Source organism: Sphingomonas chlorellae (assembly GCF_056485145.1).
In genome coordinates this window covers 94,843-110,377 of the sequence record NZ_JBQXXM010000002.1, presented here as the reverse complement: position 1 = coordinate 110,377, position 15,535 = coordinate 94,843, and the positions used below count along the sequence as shown (strand labels likewise).

The window sequence follows — 15,535 nt, the reverse complement described above, 5'->3', positions numbered from 1 at the left end:
CAGCAAAATTGAATATCGGGATAGGCGATGCGAGCAACAGAGCTACGAGAACTCCTCAAGGCTTTCGGGCTGACCCAGGCGGAGTTAGGCGCGCGCATCGGCCTGTCTCGTGTGACGGTGGGCCTGATGGCGCGAGGCCAAACGCCAATCGAGCGACGCACGGCACTGGCGATCCGCTATGCGCTTGAGCACCCCGAACATGTCGAGGACGATTGAACTTTTCGGATCGTGAAACGCGTCGGGTTTGCCCCCAGTCCTGAAAGGATGGGCCATCGCGAGCAACAGGACAAACAAGTTCTCGCCGGGGATCGCACCCGCACGGTGCCAATGGTCCTGGAACACGAGAGCGATCGCCCGGAGCCCATGGCGATCATGCGTCGCATGATACCATCGTTAGGGCAGCGATGCTCGCCGTGACGAAAAATACCGGGCAGGCGTGGTCCCCAACGCCTTCTGGAACATCGTGATGAAGGCGTTGACCGACTCGTAGCCGAGTTCTGCTGCGACGCCCTGCACGGTCGCGCCGCTTGCCAGTTCGCGGAGTGCGACAATCAGGTGCAGTTGTTGGCGCCAGCGGCCGAAGGTGAGGCCGGTTTCGCGGATCATCAGCCGCGCGAGAGAGCGTTCGCTCATCGCGACGCGCTTGGCCCATTGCGCCAAGGTGCTGCGGTCCGACGGGTCGCGCGTCAGTGCGTCGGCGATCGCACGGATCTTCGCGTGGGCAGAAATGGGCAGATTGAACCGCTCGTGCGGCATTTCGGCCAGTTCATCGAGCATCACCCGCGCCAGCCGCGCGACATGGCTGTCGAGGGGGTAGCTGTCCCCCGCATCGGCCAGTCGTTCGATCATCGCCCGGATCATCGGCGTAACCGACAGGGCGCAGCAACGATCGGGCAGGCGCGCCGCGCCGGGCTCGACGAACAGGTAGTTGAGGCGGGCATTGGCGGTCGCCCGTGCGCTGTGCGCGACCCCACCGGGTATCCAGACGCCACAATTTGGCGGCACGATCCAGACCTGGTCCGCCGCGACGCAGGTCACGGCACCGTGCGATGCCAGGATCAGTTGTCCTTTGCGATGCACATGCGTCGGCACCTCGGCGGCATAATCGGCGAAATCGAGATCGCGGGCCACCGCCGGTCGGTCAGTCGCATCCGGATCGAACGCAGCGATGGCAGTATGCGTGAGCGACATGGAATTGGCCAAATTCAGGGACTGTTTGTCTGAATAGCGAATTTATACCGATGTGCGAATCGTTATCAACAAGCGCATGGGCATCTGGCTATTTCACATCCATGGGTGGACAGGACCGCGACTGACGCTTCCGTCATTGCGTGCGCTGCGGCGCACGCCGTTGGTGCGCGCCGACGCCGAGGTGCTGCTGTTTTCCGCCAAGACCTTTGCCGCGGCAATGCTCGCCTATTACATCGCGCTGCGGATCGGACTTGCCCGTCCATCTTGGGCGATCGTCACCGCTTATCTGGTGGCGCAGTCGTCTGCCGGGGCGTCGCTCAGCCGGGGCCTCTATCGCCTGTTCGGCACCCTGGCGGGTGCGGCAGCAACCGTCGCCATCATTCCGACCTTCGTCGGCGAACCGCTGGTTTGCAGCCTGGTGCTGGCATGCTGGATCGGTTTCTGCCTGTTCCTATCGCTGCTCGACCGCACGCCGCGGGCATATGCCTTTGTGCTGGCGGGCTATACCGCAAGCCTGATCGGCTTTCCGGGCGTGGCGGCGCCGGGTGCGATCTTCGAGACCGCATTGGTGCGCGTACAGGAAATGGTGCTCGGGATCCTTTGCACCGTGCTGGTCCACCGCGTCGTGCTGCCCCGCCCCATCAGCGGGCCGTTCGTCGAAAAGATCAACGCGACCCTGTGCGATGCGCGGCGACTGGCAAGCGATGCGCTGAAGAACGTGACGGATCGACAGCGGCAAGCAGAGGGCCATCGGCTTGCGGTCGATCTGCTCGCGCTGAACGGGTTGGCGACGCACATCCCCTATGATCCCGCGGGCGCTGCCCCCAACGGGCGGACGCTGCGGCACCTGCACGACCGTCTGGCCCGCCTGCTGCCGCTCGCCACGGAGATCGAGGCCCGGCTGGCGGCGATGGGCGACCGCCGAGGGCTGACCGATCTCTTGGGCGACGTCGCACGCTGGATCGACGCCGCTCCGGGCGCCGACCGTGACGAAGAGGCCCGCCGCCTGATCGAGAATGCGCAGCAGATACAGGTCGCCGCACAGACCGAACGGGCGCGCGCGGAGAACCTGTTGCGCGGCAACCTCGCCGGCCGCCTCGCCGAGCTGGTCGCGCTGCTCCACGATTGTGACATGCTCGGTCGCGAAGTGGCGGCAAGGGGCAGCTTGGGAGATCCATCTGCGCTGCGCTGGCCGATGCGCGCGACGGGCTATCTCCGGCACCGCGATCCGTTGATGGCGGCGCGGGCGGCGGCGGGGGCGACGATCGGCATCTTCACCGGATGCCTGTTCTGGATCTGGTCGGCATGGCCGGACGGCGGGCTGGCGGTATCGGTGCTGGGCGTCGCCTGTGCGCTGTTCGGCAATGTCGATGCGCCGGCACCCAACCTGCGCAAATATCTGCTCGGTTCATTCTACGGCGTAGCGATCAGCCTCGCCTACAGCTTTGCCATCCTGCCGCGCGTCACCGATTTTCCAACGCTGGTTGCAGTTCTCGCCCCCGCCCTGCTGCTTGGCGGCTCGCTGCAGGCGCGGCCCCCCACTGCCTTCATGGCGTTGGGCATTACACTGACGATCCCGATCCTGACGGGGTTGAGCGCACGCTATGCGGGTGATTTCATAGACGCGCTCAACAGCGGCATCGCCCTGTTCGGCGGCCTGGGCTTCGGCGTGGTGAGCATGGCTTTGCTCCAGACCGTGCCTCCCGAAACCGCAATCGATCGTCTTCTCCGCCTGAGCCGCCGCGACGTGGCCCGGCGTGCACGCGGCCGGGGACCGGCGGAAGCGGGCTGGACCAGCCTAATGGTCGACCGGATCGCGCTGCTCGTGCCACGGCTCGCGCTGTTGGGGCGGGCCCGCACCGACACGCTCGATGAGATGCTTCGCCATCTGCGGATCGGACATGCGGCGGCGGCGCTTCACCGGGTCGTCAGTGACGGGGCCGCGCCGCCCCACGCCGAGGCGCGGCAAATGCTGGCAATGCTCGCCAGGGCGTTCTCGAACGGCCGGCCCGCCGCCGCCGCTATCGAAGCGTTGGACGCGCAGATCGGGATGCTGATGACACATGCGGCGTCCGAGCCTGACAGCGGGAGGCTGGCGCTGCTCGATCCCCTGCTCGACCTCCGCTACGCGCTGCAGCCGGTTGCGGCCACCCACGCGGCCGACGCGGCATGATCGTCGACCTGGCCATCGGCGGCGTCCTGGTCCCGGGACTGCTGGTGCTCGCCGGCATCGCGCTGATCGCCACCGCAACGGCGATACGCCTCCTCCGCACCACAGGCCTGTCGCGCCGCCTCGCGGCTCCGGCGCTCGTCGAGATCGCCGTCTTCATCCTCGTCCTTGGCCTGCTCGCGCAGGTGCTGCCTGATACCGGATCTTTCCTATGAAGCCGATTGCCCTCGTCCTTGGCAGATATGCCATCACGCTTGTCGTCGTAGCCATCGCCGCCCTTGTCGGGTGGCAACTCTGGAATCGTCATCAACAGACGCCGTGGACGCGCGACGGTCGCGTGCGTGCGGATGTCGTACGAGTCTCAACCGATGTCGGCGGACTGGTGACACAGGTGATGGTTCACGACAACGAGACCGTTCGCGCAGGACAATTGCTGGTTGTCCTCGATCGCCCCCGCCTTGTCGCCACCATCGAACGCGCCGACGCCGCAATAGCCGAGGCGCGCGCGCAGTTGGAGCAGGCGCGAAAGGAAGCCCGCCGCGACCTCGCGCTGGGCGATCTCGTCGCAACCGAGGCGCGCGAGCAAAGTGTCGCAAAGGTACGGACCTCAGAGGCCGCGCTGGCGCGCGCGATTGCCGACCGGAACGTCGCCCGAGTCGACATTCGGCGAACCGAAATCCGCGCGACGGTCGGCGGGATCGTCACCAACCTCGACATTCACGCCGGCGACTATCTCGCTGCAGGCGCACAAGCGATGGCGCTCGTCGATACCGCCTCACTGCGGGTCGAGGGCTATTTCGAAGAAACCAAGCTGCGCCAGGTTGCGATCGGCGACCGCGCCCGCATCCGGTTGATGGGAGACGACGCGGAGATTGCGGGCCATGTCGAGAGTATTGCCGCGGCCATTGCCGACGACCAGCGTGATGATACCGGCAACCTCCTGCCGCGCGTCGCGCCCACCTTTTCGTGGGTTCGGCTCGCCCAGCGCATTCCGGTACGCATTCATATCGACCGGGTGCCCGCCGGAACGCGGTTGATCGCAGGACGAAGCGCGGCCGTGGAGATCCTCCCCACGACCGGCACGTCGTCGCAGGGACGGCGGTCATGACGCGCCTTTTCGCTCTGCTCCCCGCACTGCTCCTTGCCGGCTGTGTCGTCGGTCCGCGCGATCGGGCGCTGCCGGAAGTCGTCGCCAACCGCCCCGGGGCGGCCGCGGAATTTCTGGGGCGTGCGGATGCCGATGTTTCCGGCGCCGATCTGCCCCCGCGCTGGTGGCATCTCTACGGCGATCCCCGGCTCGACGCGCTGGTCGAGGCAGCGCTCGCAGCCAATGCCGACCTCCGCGTCGCCGACGCCAATCTGCGCCGTGCGAGCGCGATCGTCCGCGAAGCGGCTGCGGCGCGGAGCATAAGCACCGGCCTGATCGGTCAAGCCGAGGCGGCTCAGGTCGGCGGGCCGGCTGCCGGATTGCCGGCACCCTTCAGCTATACTCTCGGTTTCGACGTCAACTATTCGCTCGATCTGGCAGGGCGGATCCGCCGTGGGATCGAGGCCGCAACCGCACAGGCCGAGGCAGCCGTCGCTGCGCGCGATCAAGTGCGGGTGGTCGTCGCGGCTGCCGTCACCCGGAACTATGCAAAGGTCTGCACGGCCGGCGCGGCGCTGGCAGCCGCACGCCGCGTCGCCGCGATTCAGCACGCGACGCTGGATGTGGCGGTGCGGATGGCACGCGGCGGACGCGGCACGCGGTTCGATGTCGACCGTGCACGAGCGGCCGCATTTGCCAGCGAGGCGGCCATTCCCGGCCTCCTTGCCGAGCGTAAGGCCGCGCTGTTCGAACTCGCGGCGTTGATGGGCCGAACGCCGTCGGAATATCCGCTCAGCCTCGAATCCTGCACCGCCGCCCCGACGATGGCGCGGCCGATCCCCGTCGGCGACGGCGCGATGCTGCTCAGGCGCCGCCCCGATGTGAGAAGAGCCGAACGCATCCTGGCAGCGGCAACCGCAAACATCGACGTTGCGCGCGCCGGTCTCTATCCCAAGATCAGCATTGGCGGGACGGCCGGAACAGCCGCGGCCGTCGGCCAGGCGCTGACCCCATCATCGTTCGGCTTCAGCCTCGGTCCGCTGCTGTCCTGGTCATTCCCCAATCGGAAACTGGTCCGAGCCCGCATCGATCAGGCCGGGGCCGATGCCGAGGGGGCGCTTGCCGGCTTCGACGGATCGGTGCTGACGGCGCTTCAGCAGGTAGAAACGGCGTTGTCCGCCTATGCGCGCGCAACCGAACGGCTGCGCGAATTGGAGCGGGCTGCGGAAGCCGCCGGGCAAGCGAGCCGCGACGCTGAGACACTGCAGCGGTTCGGCCGAACGCCTTTCATCGACGTACTGAATGCCCAGTCCAGCTTCGCCGACGCTGAGGCAGCGCTCTCCGCCGCGCGGGCAAGCGTCGTCGATCGCCAGATCGACCTGTTCCTTGCGCTGGGCGGGGGATGGGAATGATGCCGGTCCCAGAGCTGGTCGTACGCTGCCACGATCGCCGCACGGCGCAATCCTGATTGCATGCAATTGACTGGACGGCGGCCGATCGGCGCGCGAGGCGGGTCTATAAAGAATGACGGATTTCCCACGCCGGCGCCGCGTTTCGCGCTTCTTCGAATGCCGGCGAGGCCAGTTTGAAATGGAACGGAATGCGGTGGCGTAGGCGTAACCTGGCTTCGATGAGTGCGGATGTGGGCGACGGGCTGGCACCAGCGGTTGAGGCGGTCACCAGCCCGCTTCGACCGCAAGCCACCGCCCCGACGAGCGCCGGCAATTACCGGGCGATCGCCCTAGTCGTGGCAGCGGCACTGTTCATGCAGCAGCTCGACGGCACCGTCCTGACGGTGGCGCTGCCGACCATGGCGCGCGACCTCGGCACCTCCGCGACCAGCCTCAGCCTGGCGCTCACAGGCTATCTGCTCGCACTGGCGCTGTTCATCCCGGCCAGCGGTGCGCTGGCTGATCGTCTGGGTTCGCGGACGGTCTTTTGCGTTGCGATCGGCGTGTTCCTGGCGGGGTCGATCACCTGTGCGCAATCGGCAACGTTGCCGATGCTCGTCGCGGCGCGCTTCGTCCAGGGGATCGGCGGCGCCATGATGGTTCCGGTCGGGCGGCTGGTGCTGCTGCGCAGCGTCGCCAAGGAGGACATGGTCCAGGCACTGTCCTGGCTGGTCATGCCGGCGCTGATCGGGCCGATTTTGGGGCCGCCGCTGGGCGGGCTGATCGTCACCTGGCTCGACTGGCGATGGATTTTCTATCTCAACCTGCCGATCGGCATCGCGGGGACAATCGGCGCGCTGCTTCTTGTTCCCGAGATCCGCAGTGACGCCGCTGCACGCTTCGACCTGAGCGGATTTCTCCTGTCGGGAATCGCCCTCGGCTGCCTGCTGTTCGGGTTCGAACTGGCGAGCAGACCGGGAACCGGGCGGGTCGCGGTGTTGCTGATCGCATTCGGCATGCTGTTCGGTATGGCCTATCTCCGGCACGCGCGGCACACGGTCGATCCGATCCTCGACCCGGCACTGATGCGTATCGACACGTTCCGCCTTTCGGTAATCGGCGGCTCTTTGACGCGCATCACCCAGGGCGCCCAGCCCTTCCTGTTGCCGCTGATGTTTCAGATCGGCTTCGGGCTTTCCGCGGCACGGACGGGCACGATCACGATGGTGGGCGCGCTCGGCGCCCTTGCGATGAAGGCGCTGGCGCCGCGCGTGCTGCGCCGCTGGGGGTTCCGGCAGAGCCTGATCGTCGCCGGGCTGGTGAGCAGCGCCGGCTATGCCACCTGCGCCTTGTTCCGCCCCGCCTGGCCGGTCGGCGCGATGGTCGCGGTGCTGGCGCTGTCGGGCTTTTTCACCTCGTTCCAGTTTACCGGCTATAACGCGATTGCCTATGCCGAGGTCGAAAAGCCGCAGATGAGTGCAGCGACCAGCCTCTATGCAACGTTGCAGCAGCTGACGCTTTCGCTTGGCATCTGCATCGCGGCGAGCGTGCTCGAGCTCGGGCCGCAGCTGGCGGGCCGGGATCAGCTCTACCTCAGCGATTTCTCGGTCGCGTTCGTCGTCGTCGCGGCCATTTCGGCGTCGGCGGTGTTCTGGAACCGCCAGTTTGCCGCCCATGCCGGCGCGGAAATGAGCGGCCATCGCCACGCGCTGCCGGCGGAATCCCGCCGGCCCTGACAGGATCCGGCGCGGCGATATGCTGCCGAGGCAGGCCCGCTGCGCCGTCGCATCAGCGGATGAAGCGCGGCTCGAACGACAGGTGGCCTGCCGGGCTCCCCCCCGCCCCCTGCGGCACGATGGCGACCATGGGCACTGCAAGCGCATCACGATCCGCCATGATGCTTGCAAACAGCGGTTGCCGCATGAAACCGCCGTCCGGCGCACCGACCGGCCGCTCGACGGTAAGCGTGCCCCCGACAAACCGAACCAGCCGGTAATTGTCGCTCACGACCGCGAGCGTCCCCTGCCCGATCGCGTAGCTGCCGGGCAATCGCACGTCCGCATTGGTCGCCAGGCTCCCGGACAGGACGGACGCGACAGCGTCGCTATTGGCCAGCCCGGCGACGCTGTAGGTCAGCGGGCCATAGCTTCCGAGCAGCGGAATCGACAGCGAATTGGCCGTCACGGTAAGCGCGGCAGGGTTCACCACGAGCGCGCCCGCGACGTAGCGGATGGCATAGTTGCTCGAAGTCAATCCCGACGCGGCGAGGCTGTAGCTGCCGGCATTGACCGCGCCCTGTGCGCTACCGCCATAGACGAGGCTGCCGCCCAGCACCGATGCCGTCTCGCCGTTGACCAGACCCGAATAGCTGACACCATTGCCGCCAGACCAGCCGAGGCCGTCATAGGTCTTCGTCGCGCCATTCACCGTGACGGTCAGCGCAGCAGGATTCACGACCAGCGTGTTGCCGACATAGGTGATGGCATAGTTGCCCGAGGTGAGCCCCGATGCCGTGAGGGTGTAGCTGCCGGCATTGACCGCGCCCTGCGCGCTGCCGCCATAGACGAGGCTGCCGCCCAGCACCGACGCCGTCTCGCCGTTGACCAGACCCGAATAGCTGACGCCGTTGCCGCCGGACCAGGCGAGGCCGTCATAGGTCTTGGTCGCCCCGTTCACCGTGACCGTCAGCGCAGCAGGATTCACGACCAGCGTGTTGCCGACATAGGTGATGGCATAGTTGCCCGAGGTGAGCCCCGATGCCGTGAGGGTGTAGCTGCCGGCATTGACCGCGCCCTGCGCGCTGCCGCCATAGACGAGGCTGCCGCCCAGCACCGACGGGGTTTCACCATGGACCAGACCTGCATAGCTGACGCCGTTGCCGCCGGACCAGCCGAGGCCGTCATAGGTCTTGGTCGCTCCGTTCACCGTCACGGTAAGCGCGGCAGGGTTCACCACGAGCGCGCCCGCGACATAGGTGATGGCATAGTTGGCCGAGGTCAGCCCCGATGCCGTGAGGGCGTAGCTGCCCGCATTGACCGCGCCCTGCGCGCTGCCGCCATAGACGAGACTGCCGCCCAGCACCGATGCCGTCTCGCCATTGACCAGACCCGAATAGCTGACACCATTGCCGCCGGACCAGGCGAGGCCGTCATAGGTCTTCGTCGCCCCGTTCACCGTGACCGTCAGCGCAGCAGGATTCACGACCAGCGTGTTGCCGACATAGGTGATGGCATAGTTGCCCGAGGTGAGCCCCGATGCCGTGAGGGTGTAGCTGCCGGCATTGACCGCGCCCTGCGCGCTGCCGCCATAGACGAGGCTGCCGCCCAGCACCGACGCCGTCTCGCCGTTGACCAGACCCGAATAGCTGACGCCATTGCCGCCAGTCCAGGCGAGGCCGTCATAGGTCTTGGTCGCGCCGTTCACCGTCACGGTGAGCGGTGCCGGGTTCACCACAAGCGAGCCTGAGACATAGCTGATGGTGTAGTTGCCGGACGTCAGGCCCGACGCGGTAAGGCTGTAGCTGCCGGGCGTGACCGCGCCCTGCGCGGCGCCGCCGTAGACAAGGCTGCCACCCAGCACCGACGCCGTTTCGCCATTGACCAGGCCCGAATAGCTGACCCCGGCACCACCCGACCAGCCGAGCCCGTCATAGGTCTTGGTCGCACCGTTCACCGTGACCTGAAGCGGCGCGCGCGTGATCGACAGCGACGCCGGGTTATAGTGGAACGTGTAATTGTTGGAAATCAGGCCCGAGGCGCTGAGGCTGTACATGCCGACATTGGTCGCCCCTTGCGCATCGCCGCCGAACACGAGCGCTCCGCCGAGCACAGACGCGTCCTCGCCGTTGACGAAACCCGAATAGGTAACGCCGTTGCCGCCCGACCATGCACGACCGTCATAGACCTTGGCCGCCGCGTTCAAATCGACCGTCAGATCCGCCGGCACGATCGTGAAACTGCCTGGGACGGCGATGACATCATAGCCGCCCTGGTTGGAATAGAGCCCGACCAGACTGAGCGCCGCACCGGTGTAGGTGCCCGCATCGGCGCTGGCGGCAACATAGCCCGGCGTGCCGAACAGACGGCCATTGTCGGGTATGGCGATGCTGTAGGTCACCTGCCCGGCCGCGCTCGTCCTCGAACCGCTATAGGTCCGGGAGACATTGCCGCCCGTGGCGGTGAGCGGCGTCAGGAAGGCGCGAAGCAGCGGCGTGGTGTTGCCGTCATAGATGCGCCAGATCCTGCCGGTGCCGCCGGCATCGTCGATGTCCCACCCAGCAGCGGCAAAGCTCGCAAGCCGGCGAAGCGCATTGCCGGCAAGGCCGCTCACGCCGCCCGCCGCACCGCTCCCGATCCCGGCAGCCTGCCCGCTGCGTTCGGTGTCCCAGAAGCTGGCGGTGATCGTGCCGGCATTATTGCCGACCAATCCGCCCTTGACGGCAGAACCCGACACGCTGCCGGTTGCATAGGAATTGAGGATCGTGCCGCCGAGATCGCCGACCAGTCCGCCCGTCTGCTGCTGTGCGGTCACGCTGCCGCTCGCATAGGCGTTACTGATCGTGCCGCCCGAACGTCCGACCAGCCCGCCGGCGGCGTTGAACGTGGTACTGACCGCGCCGGTGGCGAAGGATTGATCGATCGTCGCCGCGCCCTGCTGGCCGACCAGCCCGCCGACGGCGTCGCCCGCACCGGACACGTTGCCGCTGGCGGACGAGCGCACGATCGTCCCGCCGTTCTGAAGGCCAACAAGGCCGCCGGCCTGGCCCGAGCTGGCGCCCGTGACGGCAACATTGGCGAACACGCCGGTCACGCTGCCCCCCGACATCGCGCCGATGAGGCCGCCAACAACCCCGCCAGCCGTGACCTGGCCGGTGAGCGTCAGGTCGCGGATCGCGCCCGTTGAAGCGCCGAACAACCCGGCAAAGGGAGCATTGCGATGAATCCACAGTCCCGTGACGGCATGACCTCGCCCATCGAGGCTGCCGGTGAAGCGGTTTGAATCGCTCCCGATCGGGACGAATCCGGTCAAGCCGTTCCAGCCGGTGGTCGCACCCGCGTCGATGTCGTTGTCGAGCGCGAATGCCTGCGCGAGAAGACTGGATGACCCGATCCCCTGCAGCCCGTAGACGTCGGCGATCCGATATGGCGTCGCCGCGCTCCCGTCGCCGCCCAGCGCGCGCAGGAAGCTCGCGTTCGGATCCAGCCGGAAATCGACGACGGAGAAGCCCGGCAGGGCGCCGAGCTGACGCCAGTTGCCGCCGTTCAGCGCGAACGTCTTGACCGCAAGGGCGTTCGGAGCGCTGATATCGCCCGAGCCAATGATGACCAGCGATCCGTTCGTTGCGTTGATCGTCCCGCCCAGCGTGAGGGCGCCGCCGCCGGTCGTGCTCAGCGTGAGTTCGGACGAATCCCCCCATGCGAGCGGTGCGTTGATCGCCAGCCCGCCATTTGCGGCGAGGGTGATCGAACTGGTGATACCAAATGTTCCGGAGCTGGCGAGCGTAAGCGCGCCACCCGAAAGGAATGTCGCGTCGATCGTGTAATTGCCCGCAGCGTCAAGATAGACGCCATAGCCGGAGCCGGTCAGTGGTCCGGTGCCGACCGCCGGGAGGAAGGCAAGATCGCCGTCATCATAACCGCCGCGGATCGCAAGATACTGCGCACGCGTTGCCGACAACGTCGCTTCGGACGTACGCAGATGGACCGCATCGGCATAGATATCGAGGTTGCGGATGCCGTTGACGCCCAAACTGTCGCCGACCGCCGCGCCGCGCCGGGTACCCTCGTCGAGATAGGTGAGCGCGCCGGGGCTGCTCAGTGCGCTCGCATCGGTCAGGATATAGTAATAGCCGTTGGCGCCGGTGGTCGCGCTGCCGATTGCCGTTCCGCCCGAAACGCCCGTCACCTTGACGCCCGCAAGCGCAGAGCCGCCGGCGCCTGCCGTCACCGTGCCGCTGACCGCCCCCGGCGTGACGGCATAACGCCAGTTGAAATAGGGATAGAGGTTGGTGCCCGTCCCCCAGATCGGACTGAGAAAGCCTGCCGGAAGCGAGCCCTGAAGCTGCGTCGTCAGGCGGCCCGTGGCGCCGACCGTCTGGCCGCCGCCGATGCCGGCGCTCTGACCGCTCGTCGCCACATCCCAGTAGGTCGACGTTATCGCCCCGGCCACGCCGCTATTGTAGCCGACCGCCCCGCCCGTCTGGCTTCCGCCGGTTACGCGGCCGGTCGAATAGGCGCCGGTGATCGTGCCGTTGGAAGAATTGACGCCGACCAGACCGCCGGCTCCCTGCATCGAGCCGGTACCGGTCACCATGCCCATCGCATAGGCATCGGCGATGGCGCCGTCACTCAGGCCGACCAGTCCGCCGATCGCCCCTGCACCGCTCACATTGCCCGTCGCATAGGATTGGCTGATGCTGCCACCGTTGCCGCTGTTTCCGTTGGCACCGACCAGACCGCCGGCATAGCCCATGTTGGGATTGGTTCCGGTGACGTTGCCGGTGGCGTAGGAGCGGGTGATCGCACCGCTCCACATGTCGCCCACGAGGCCGCCCAGCTTGATGCCGCCGCCGGAAACGTTGCCGGTCGCCCAGGCCGCGGTGATGTTCGCGTTATGGCTCGCGCCGACCAGCCCGCCGGCATTGCTGTCATTGGTGGAGACGCTGGTGACATCGACCGAAGCACCGACACCGGAGACCGAGCCGTTGGCGAGATTGCCGATCAGCGCGCCGACGTCGGAATAGCCGCGTACGCTGCCGCCGATCAACGTCACGTCGCTGATCGACCCACCGCTGACGGCGCCGAACAAGCCGACCTGGCTGGTGGCGGCGCGATCGATCATCAGCCCAGAAATGTGGCGACCATTCCCGATCAGGCTGCCCGTGAACGGCGAAGCGCCCGTTCCGATCGGGACGAAACCCTGGCTGCCCCAGACGTCGCCATAGCCATAGGCGCCGCCGCCCGCAGCAAGGTCGAGATTCGCGCCCAGCGAATAGGTGCGATCGGGTGCCAGTGCGACCAGCTGCATCGCATGCGGCGTCACGATCACGCTCGATGCCTCGTTACGCAGCATCGGCCGCGTGTCGCCTTCGAACATCACCCAGGTGCTGGTGAAATCGAAGCCGCCATAGGTCGACTGGTTGTATGCCGCGCCGTTGGCGATGCCCGTGCCCGCCGCGCTGCCGCTCATCCCGGTACTGTTGACATCCCAATAGGCGTTCGTTGCGCTGGTGGCCGCACCCGACCAGAGGAAGAACCCGACCAGACCGCCGGAGTTGGCGCCGCCGGTGACCCTGCCGCTGGCATAAACGCGGTTGAGCGTGAGCAAATAGGGCTGCTGTCCGCGTCCGATCAGCCCGGCCGCCCCGGTCGGTGCGGTGACCGTGCCGGTCACGTATGAATCGGTGACGACGCTATTGTCGGTGGCAACGCCGACAAGCCCGCCGGCGACCGAGTCCCGCGCAGCAACCGCCGCCGTCGATGAGGCAAGCGTTATCGTCCCCTCGTACAGGTTGCCGACGACGCCACCGACAAAAAGCGAGCCGTTGACCTGGCCCGTGACGTGGACGTTCGACAGGGTGGAGCGCTCCAGGACGCCCGTGACCATGCCGACTTGCTGATTGCCGTTCACCGACGCGTTCAACAGCGTGAAATCACGCACCACGGACGAGCCGCCGACGAACCCGAAAAGCCCGACGAAGGAACTGGACGACGGGCGGTTGATGGTGAGGCCATCGATGATGTGCCCCATGCCGGCAAAGGTGCTGTTGCTGTTGAGAGACAGCGGGGCAAAGCCCGCGCCGCCGTTCCAGCTCGCCGTTGCCGATGCGTCGATATCGGCAAGCAGCGCGTAAAAGCCCGTCGACCCGACGGCCTGCAGCTCGTTCACGCTGCGAACGGGCGTATAGGCCTGTCCGTTGATCGTAAGACCGGCGCTTGCCCCCGTCATGCTCACACGGGCACCGTTGACCAGCACATAGCCGTTCGCCGCGTTGAGAGAGAGCGTGCTGCCGCCGCCGCTCAGCGTGATGTCGCGCGCGATGTTGAGCGTGCCGCCCGACGATCGCAGATTGAAGGCCGCGTTCGAATTGCCGTCGGTCAGCGGCGCGTTGATCGTCAGATTGCCTGCCGCGATCAGCGTAACGGCCCCAACCCCGCTCGTCACCGCGCCTTCAACGGTCAGCGCCGAGGCGCTGCCGAAACTGAAACTGCCCTGGGCGGACGATGCCGCAAGCCGCGCAACCTGGTTGGTTGCCTGGTTGAGCAGCACCGATCCGCCGTTGGCGGTGCTCAGCGTCAACCGTCCGGCCGTGATGCCCCCGCTTGCGCCCTGGTTGATCCCGCCGGCGCCGGCACTCAGCACCACGGCACTGTTCGGATTGCTGCCGTTGATCGCGGCATTGAGGAAAATGCCGCCGGTATTCGCGTCCGCCAGCAGCGTCAGCGTCGTCGCGGCGTTCCAGCTGATCGGCGCATTCACGGTGATGTTGCCCGCTTCGCTCCCTGCGCCGGCGGTGTTGAGCGAAATGTTGCTGCTGGCCAGATAGCTCGAAAGCGTGTTGCTGTTGATGTTGGCCCCGCTCCCCAGAGGCGCGAGGACCCAAGGATTGGGCGCGGAGTCGAGCGAGACGCTGGTGCTCGCCGAGCTTGAGATCGTGAGGTTGTACGGGTCGATCAGCCACTTGCCGGTCCGCCCGGTCGCTGCCAGCGTCGACACGTGCAGATCGGGCGCGAAACTGAGCCCGGCCGCCGAGGTTTCGATAAAGCCGCCGTCGCCGCCGCCGGGCGCGGATGCGTCGAGCGTGCCGCCCGCATGGACCAGCCCGCCGTCCATTCCCGCAAGCAACAGGATCCTGCCCGAACGATTGGCAAGCGTTTGCGCCTCGATCGTGCCGGTGTTCGATACCACCGAGGACAGCGCGGCGCTTGCCCCCTGTGCCGTCATCAGCACCTGGCCGCCATGCGCCGCGATCAGGCCGCCATTCTCGACCAGCGCGCGGCTCGTCGCAGGATCGACTTCGATCTTGAGATGGCCCTCGGCGCCCGCGTCGAGCGTCACCCGGGCCCCTGATGCCAGCACGGCATCGCCGCCGGCGGCGCGGATCGCGCCAAGATTGGACACGCTGCCGCCGATCAGGACTACTTGCCCGCCGCTGCGGGCAACGATGCTCCCGCGGTTCGTCACGGCGCCCGTGGCGGCGACCGTGAAGCGGTCCCGTCCGGCCATGAAATCACTGTCGGCGATGCTGCCCGCCGCAGCGACCAGCCCGCCGACATCGACCTGGGCCGTAGCAGTGAACAATATCCCGCTGGGATTGACGACATAGACCTTGCCGTTGGCCGACAGCTTTCCGGCGATCGTGCTGCCGGCGCCGGAAAGCACCCGATTGAGCGTGACCGAATTGGCGTCGGGCTGAACGAAGCGGACCGATGCATCGGTTCCGATGTCGAAGCTCTGCCAGTTGATGATCCCGCGGTTGCTCGACTGCGTGACCGTCATTGCCGATCCGTTGGCGGCAATCGTCGCGCGACCGGCGACCACCTCGCCGCCGCTGGGCAGCGTCGTCGCGGCAGGGCCGTCAGGACCAGCCCAGGCGGGCGTCGCGATCACCAGGCTCAACAGCGATGCGCCGGCGAAGACGCGCGCGCGTGCGGCGATGGAACGCGACAGGCGACGTGACTTGGTGTTGATCATCCG

General features: G+C 67.0%; 8 protein-coding genes. 6 read left to right on the top strand and 2 right to left on the bottom strand.

All coding sequences use genetic code 11. The annotated features are described in order from the left end of the window. The first annotated feature begins 27 nt into the window (after positions 1 to 27). Complete coding sequence (locus ACT3CF_RS06950) at positions 28 to 216, top strand: helix-turn-helix domain-containing protein (RefSeq protein ID WP_478421486.1); 189 nt, start codon at positions 28 to 30, stop codon at positions 214 to 216. A gap of 177 nt (positions 217 to 393) precedes the next feature. Here ACT3CF_RS06950 and ACT3CF_RS06945 read toward each other — a convergent pair whose 3' ends face one another. Next, positions 394 to 1,203: an AraC family transcriptional regulator gene (locus tag ACT3CF_RS06945; RefSeq protein WP_478421485.1), complete on the bottom strand. Its 810-nt coding sequence runs from the start codon at positions 1,201 to 1,203 to the stop codon at positions 394 to 396. 124 nt (positions 1,204 to 1,327) lie between these two features. Here ACT3CF_RS06945 and ACT3CF_RS06940 point away from each other — a divergent pair, with 124 nt between their 5' ends. The 5 genes from ACT3CF_RS06940 to ACT3CF_RS06920 all read left to right on the top strand — a co-directional run bounded on the left by ACT3CF_RS06940 (position 1,328) and on the right by ACT3CF_RS06920 (position 7,575). Next, positions 1,328 to 3,364 (top strand): FUSC family protein, encoded by a 2,037-nt coding sequence (locus tag ACT3CF_RS06940; RefSeq protein ID WP_478421484.1) that lies wholly within the window; start codon positions 1,328 to 1,330, stop codon positions 3,362 to 3,364. Next, on the top strand, positions 3,361 to 3,576 hold the full coding sequence (locus tag ACT3CF_RS06935) for a DUF1656 domain-containing protein (RefSeq protein WP_478421483.1): 216 nt from the start codon (positions 3,361 to 3,363) through the stop codon (positions 3,574 to 3,576). The genes ACT3CF_RS06940 and ACT3CF_RS06935 overlap by 4 nt, the downstream gene beginning before the upstream one ends. Next, the gene (locus ACT3CF_RS06930) at positions 3,573 to 4,469 is read left to right on the top strand and encodes an HlyD family secretion protein (RefSeq protein WP_478421482.1); all 897 of its coding nucleotides are present in this window, start codon (positions 3,573 to 3,575) and stop codon (positions 4,467 to 4,469) included. Before ACT3CF_RS06935 ends, ACT3CF_RS06930 begins: the two co-directional genes overlap by 4 nt. Then, positions 4,466 to 5,860, top strand: coding sequence for an efflux transporter outer membrane subunit (locus ACT3CF_RS06925; protein ID WP_478421480.1), 1,395 nt, complete (start codon positions 4,466 to 4,468; stop codon positions 5,858 to 5,860). The genes ACT3CF_RS06930 and ACT3CF_RS06925 overlap by 4 nt, the downstream gene beginning before the upstream one ends. Positions 5,861 to 6,078: 218 nt before the next feature. Next, positions 6,079 to 7,575 (top strand): MFS transporter, encoded by a 1,497-nt coding sequence (locus tag ACT3CF_RS06920; protein WP_478421479.1) that lies wholly within the window; start codon positions 6,079 to 6,081, stop codon positions 7,573 to 7,575. A gap of 52 nt (positions 7,576 to 7,627) precedes the next feature. On the opposite strand, the gene ACT3CF_RS06915 is transcribed toward ACT3CF_RS06920, so the two are convergent. Continuing rightward, positions 7,628 to 15,532 carry a beta strand repeat-containing protein gene (locus ACT3CF_RS06915; protein WP_478421914.1) on the bottom strand — a complete coding sequence of 2,635 codons (7,905 nt, stop codon included), beginning with the start codon at positions 15,530 to 15,532 and terminating at the stop codon, positions 7,628 to 7,630. Between the last annotated feature and the right edge of the window lie 3 nt (positions 15,533 to 15,535).

Coding starts and splice junctions, on each gene's coding strand:
- ACT3CF_RS06950 (WP_478421486.1), top strand. CDS start 28: ATGCGAGCAACAGAGCTACGAGAACTCCTCAAGGCTTTCGGGCTGACC.
- ACT3CF_RS06935 (WP_478421483.1), top strand. CDS start 3,361: ATGATCGTCGACCTGGCCATCGGCGGCGTCCTGGTCCCGGGACTGCTG.
- ACT3CF_RS06930 (WP_478421482.1), top strand. CDS start 3,573: ATGAAGCCGATTGCCCTCGTCCTTGGCAGATATGCCATCACGCTTGTC.
- ACT3CF_RS06925 (WP_478421480.1), top strand. CDS start 4,466: ATGACGCGCCTTTTCGCTCTGCTCCCCGCACTGCTCCTTGCCGGCTGT.
- ACT3CF_RS06920 (WP_478421479.1), top strand. CDS start 6,079: ATGAGTGCGGATGTGGGCGACGGGCTGGCACCAGCGGTTGAGGCGGTC.
- ACT3CF_RS06915 (WP_478421914.1), bottom strand. CDS start 15,532: ATGATCAACACCAAGTCACGTCGCCTGTCGCGTTCCATCGCCGCACGC.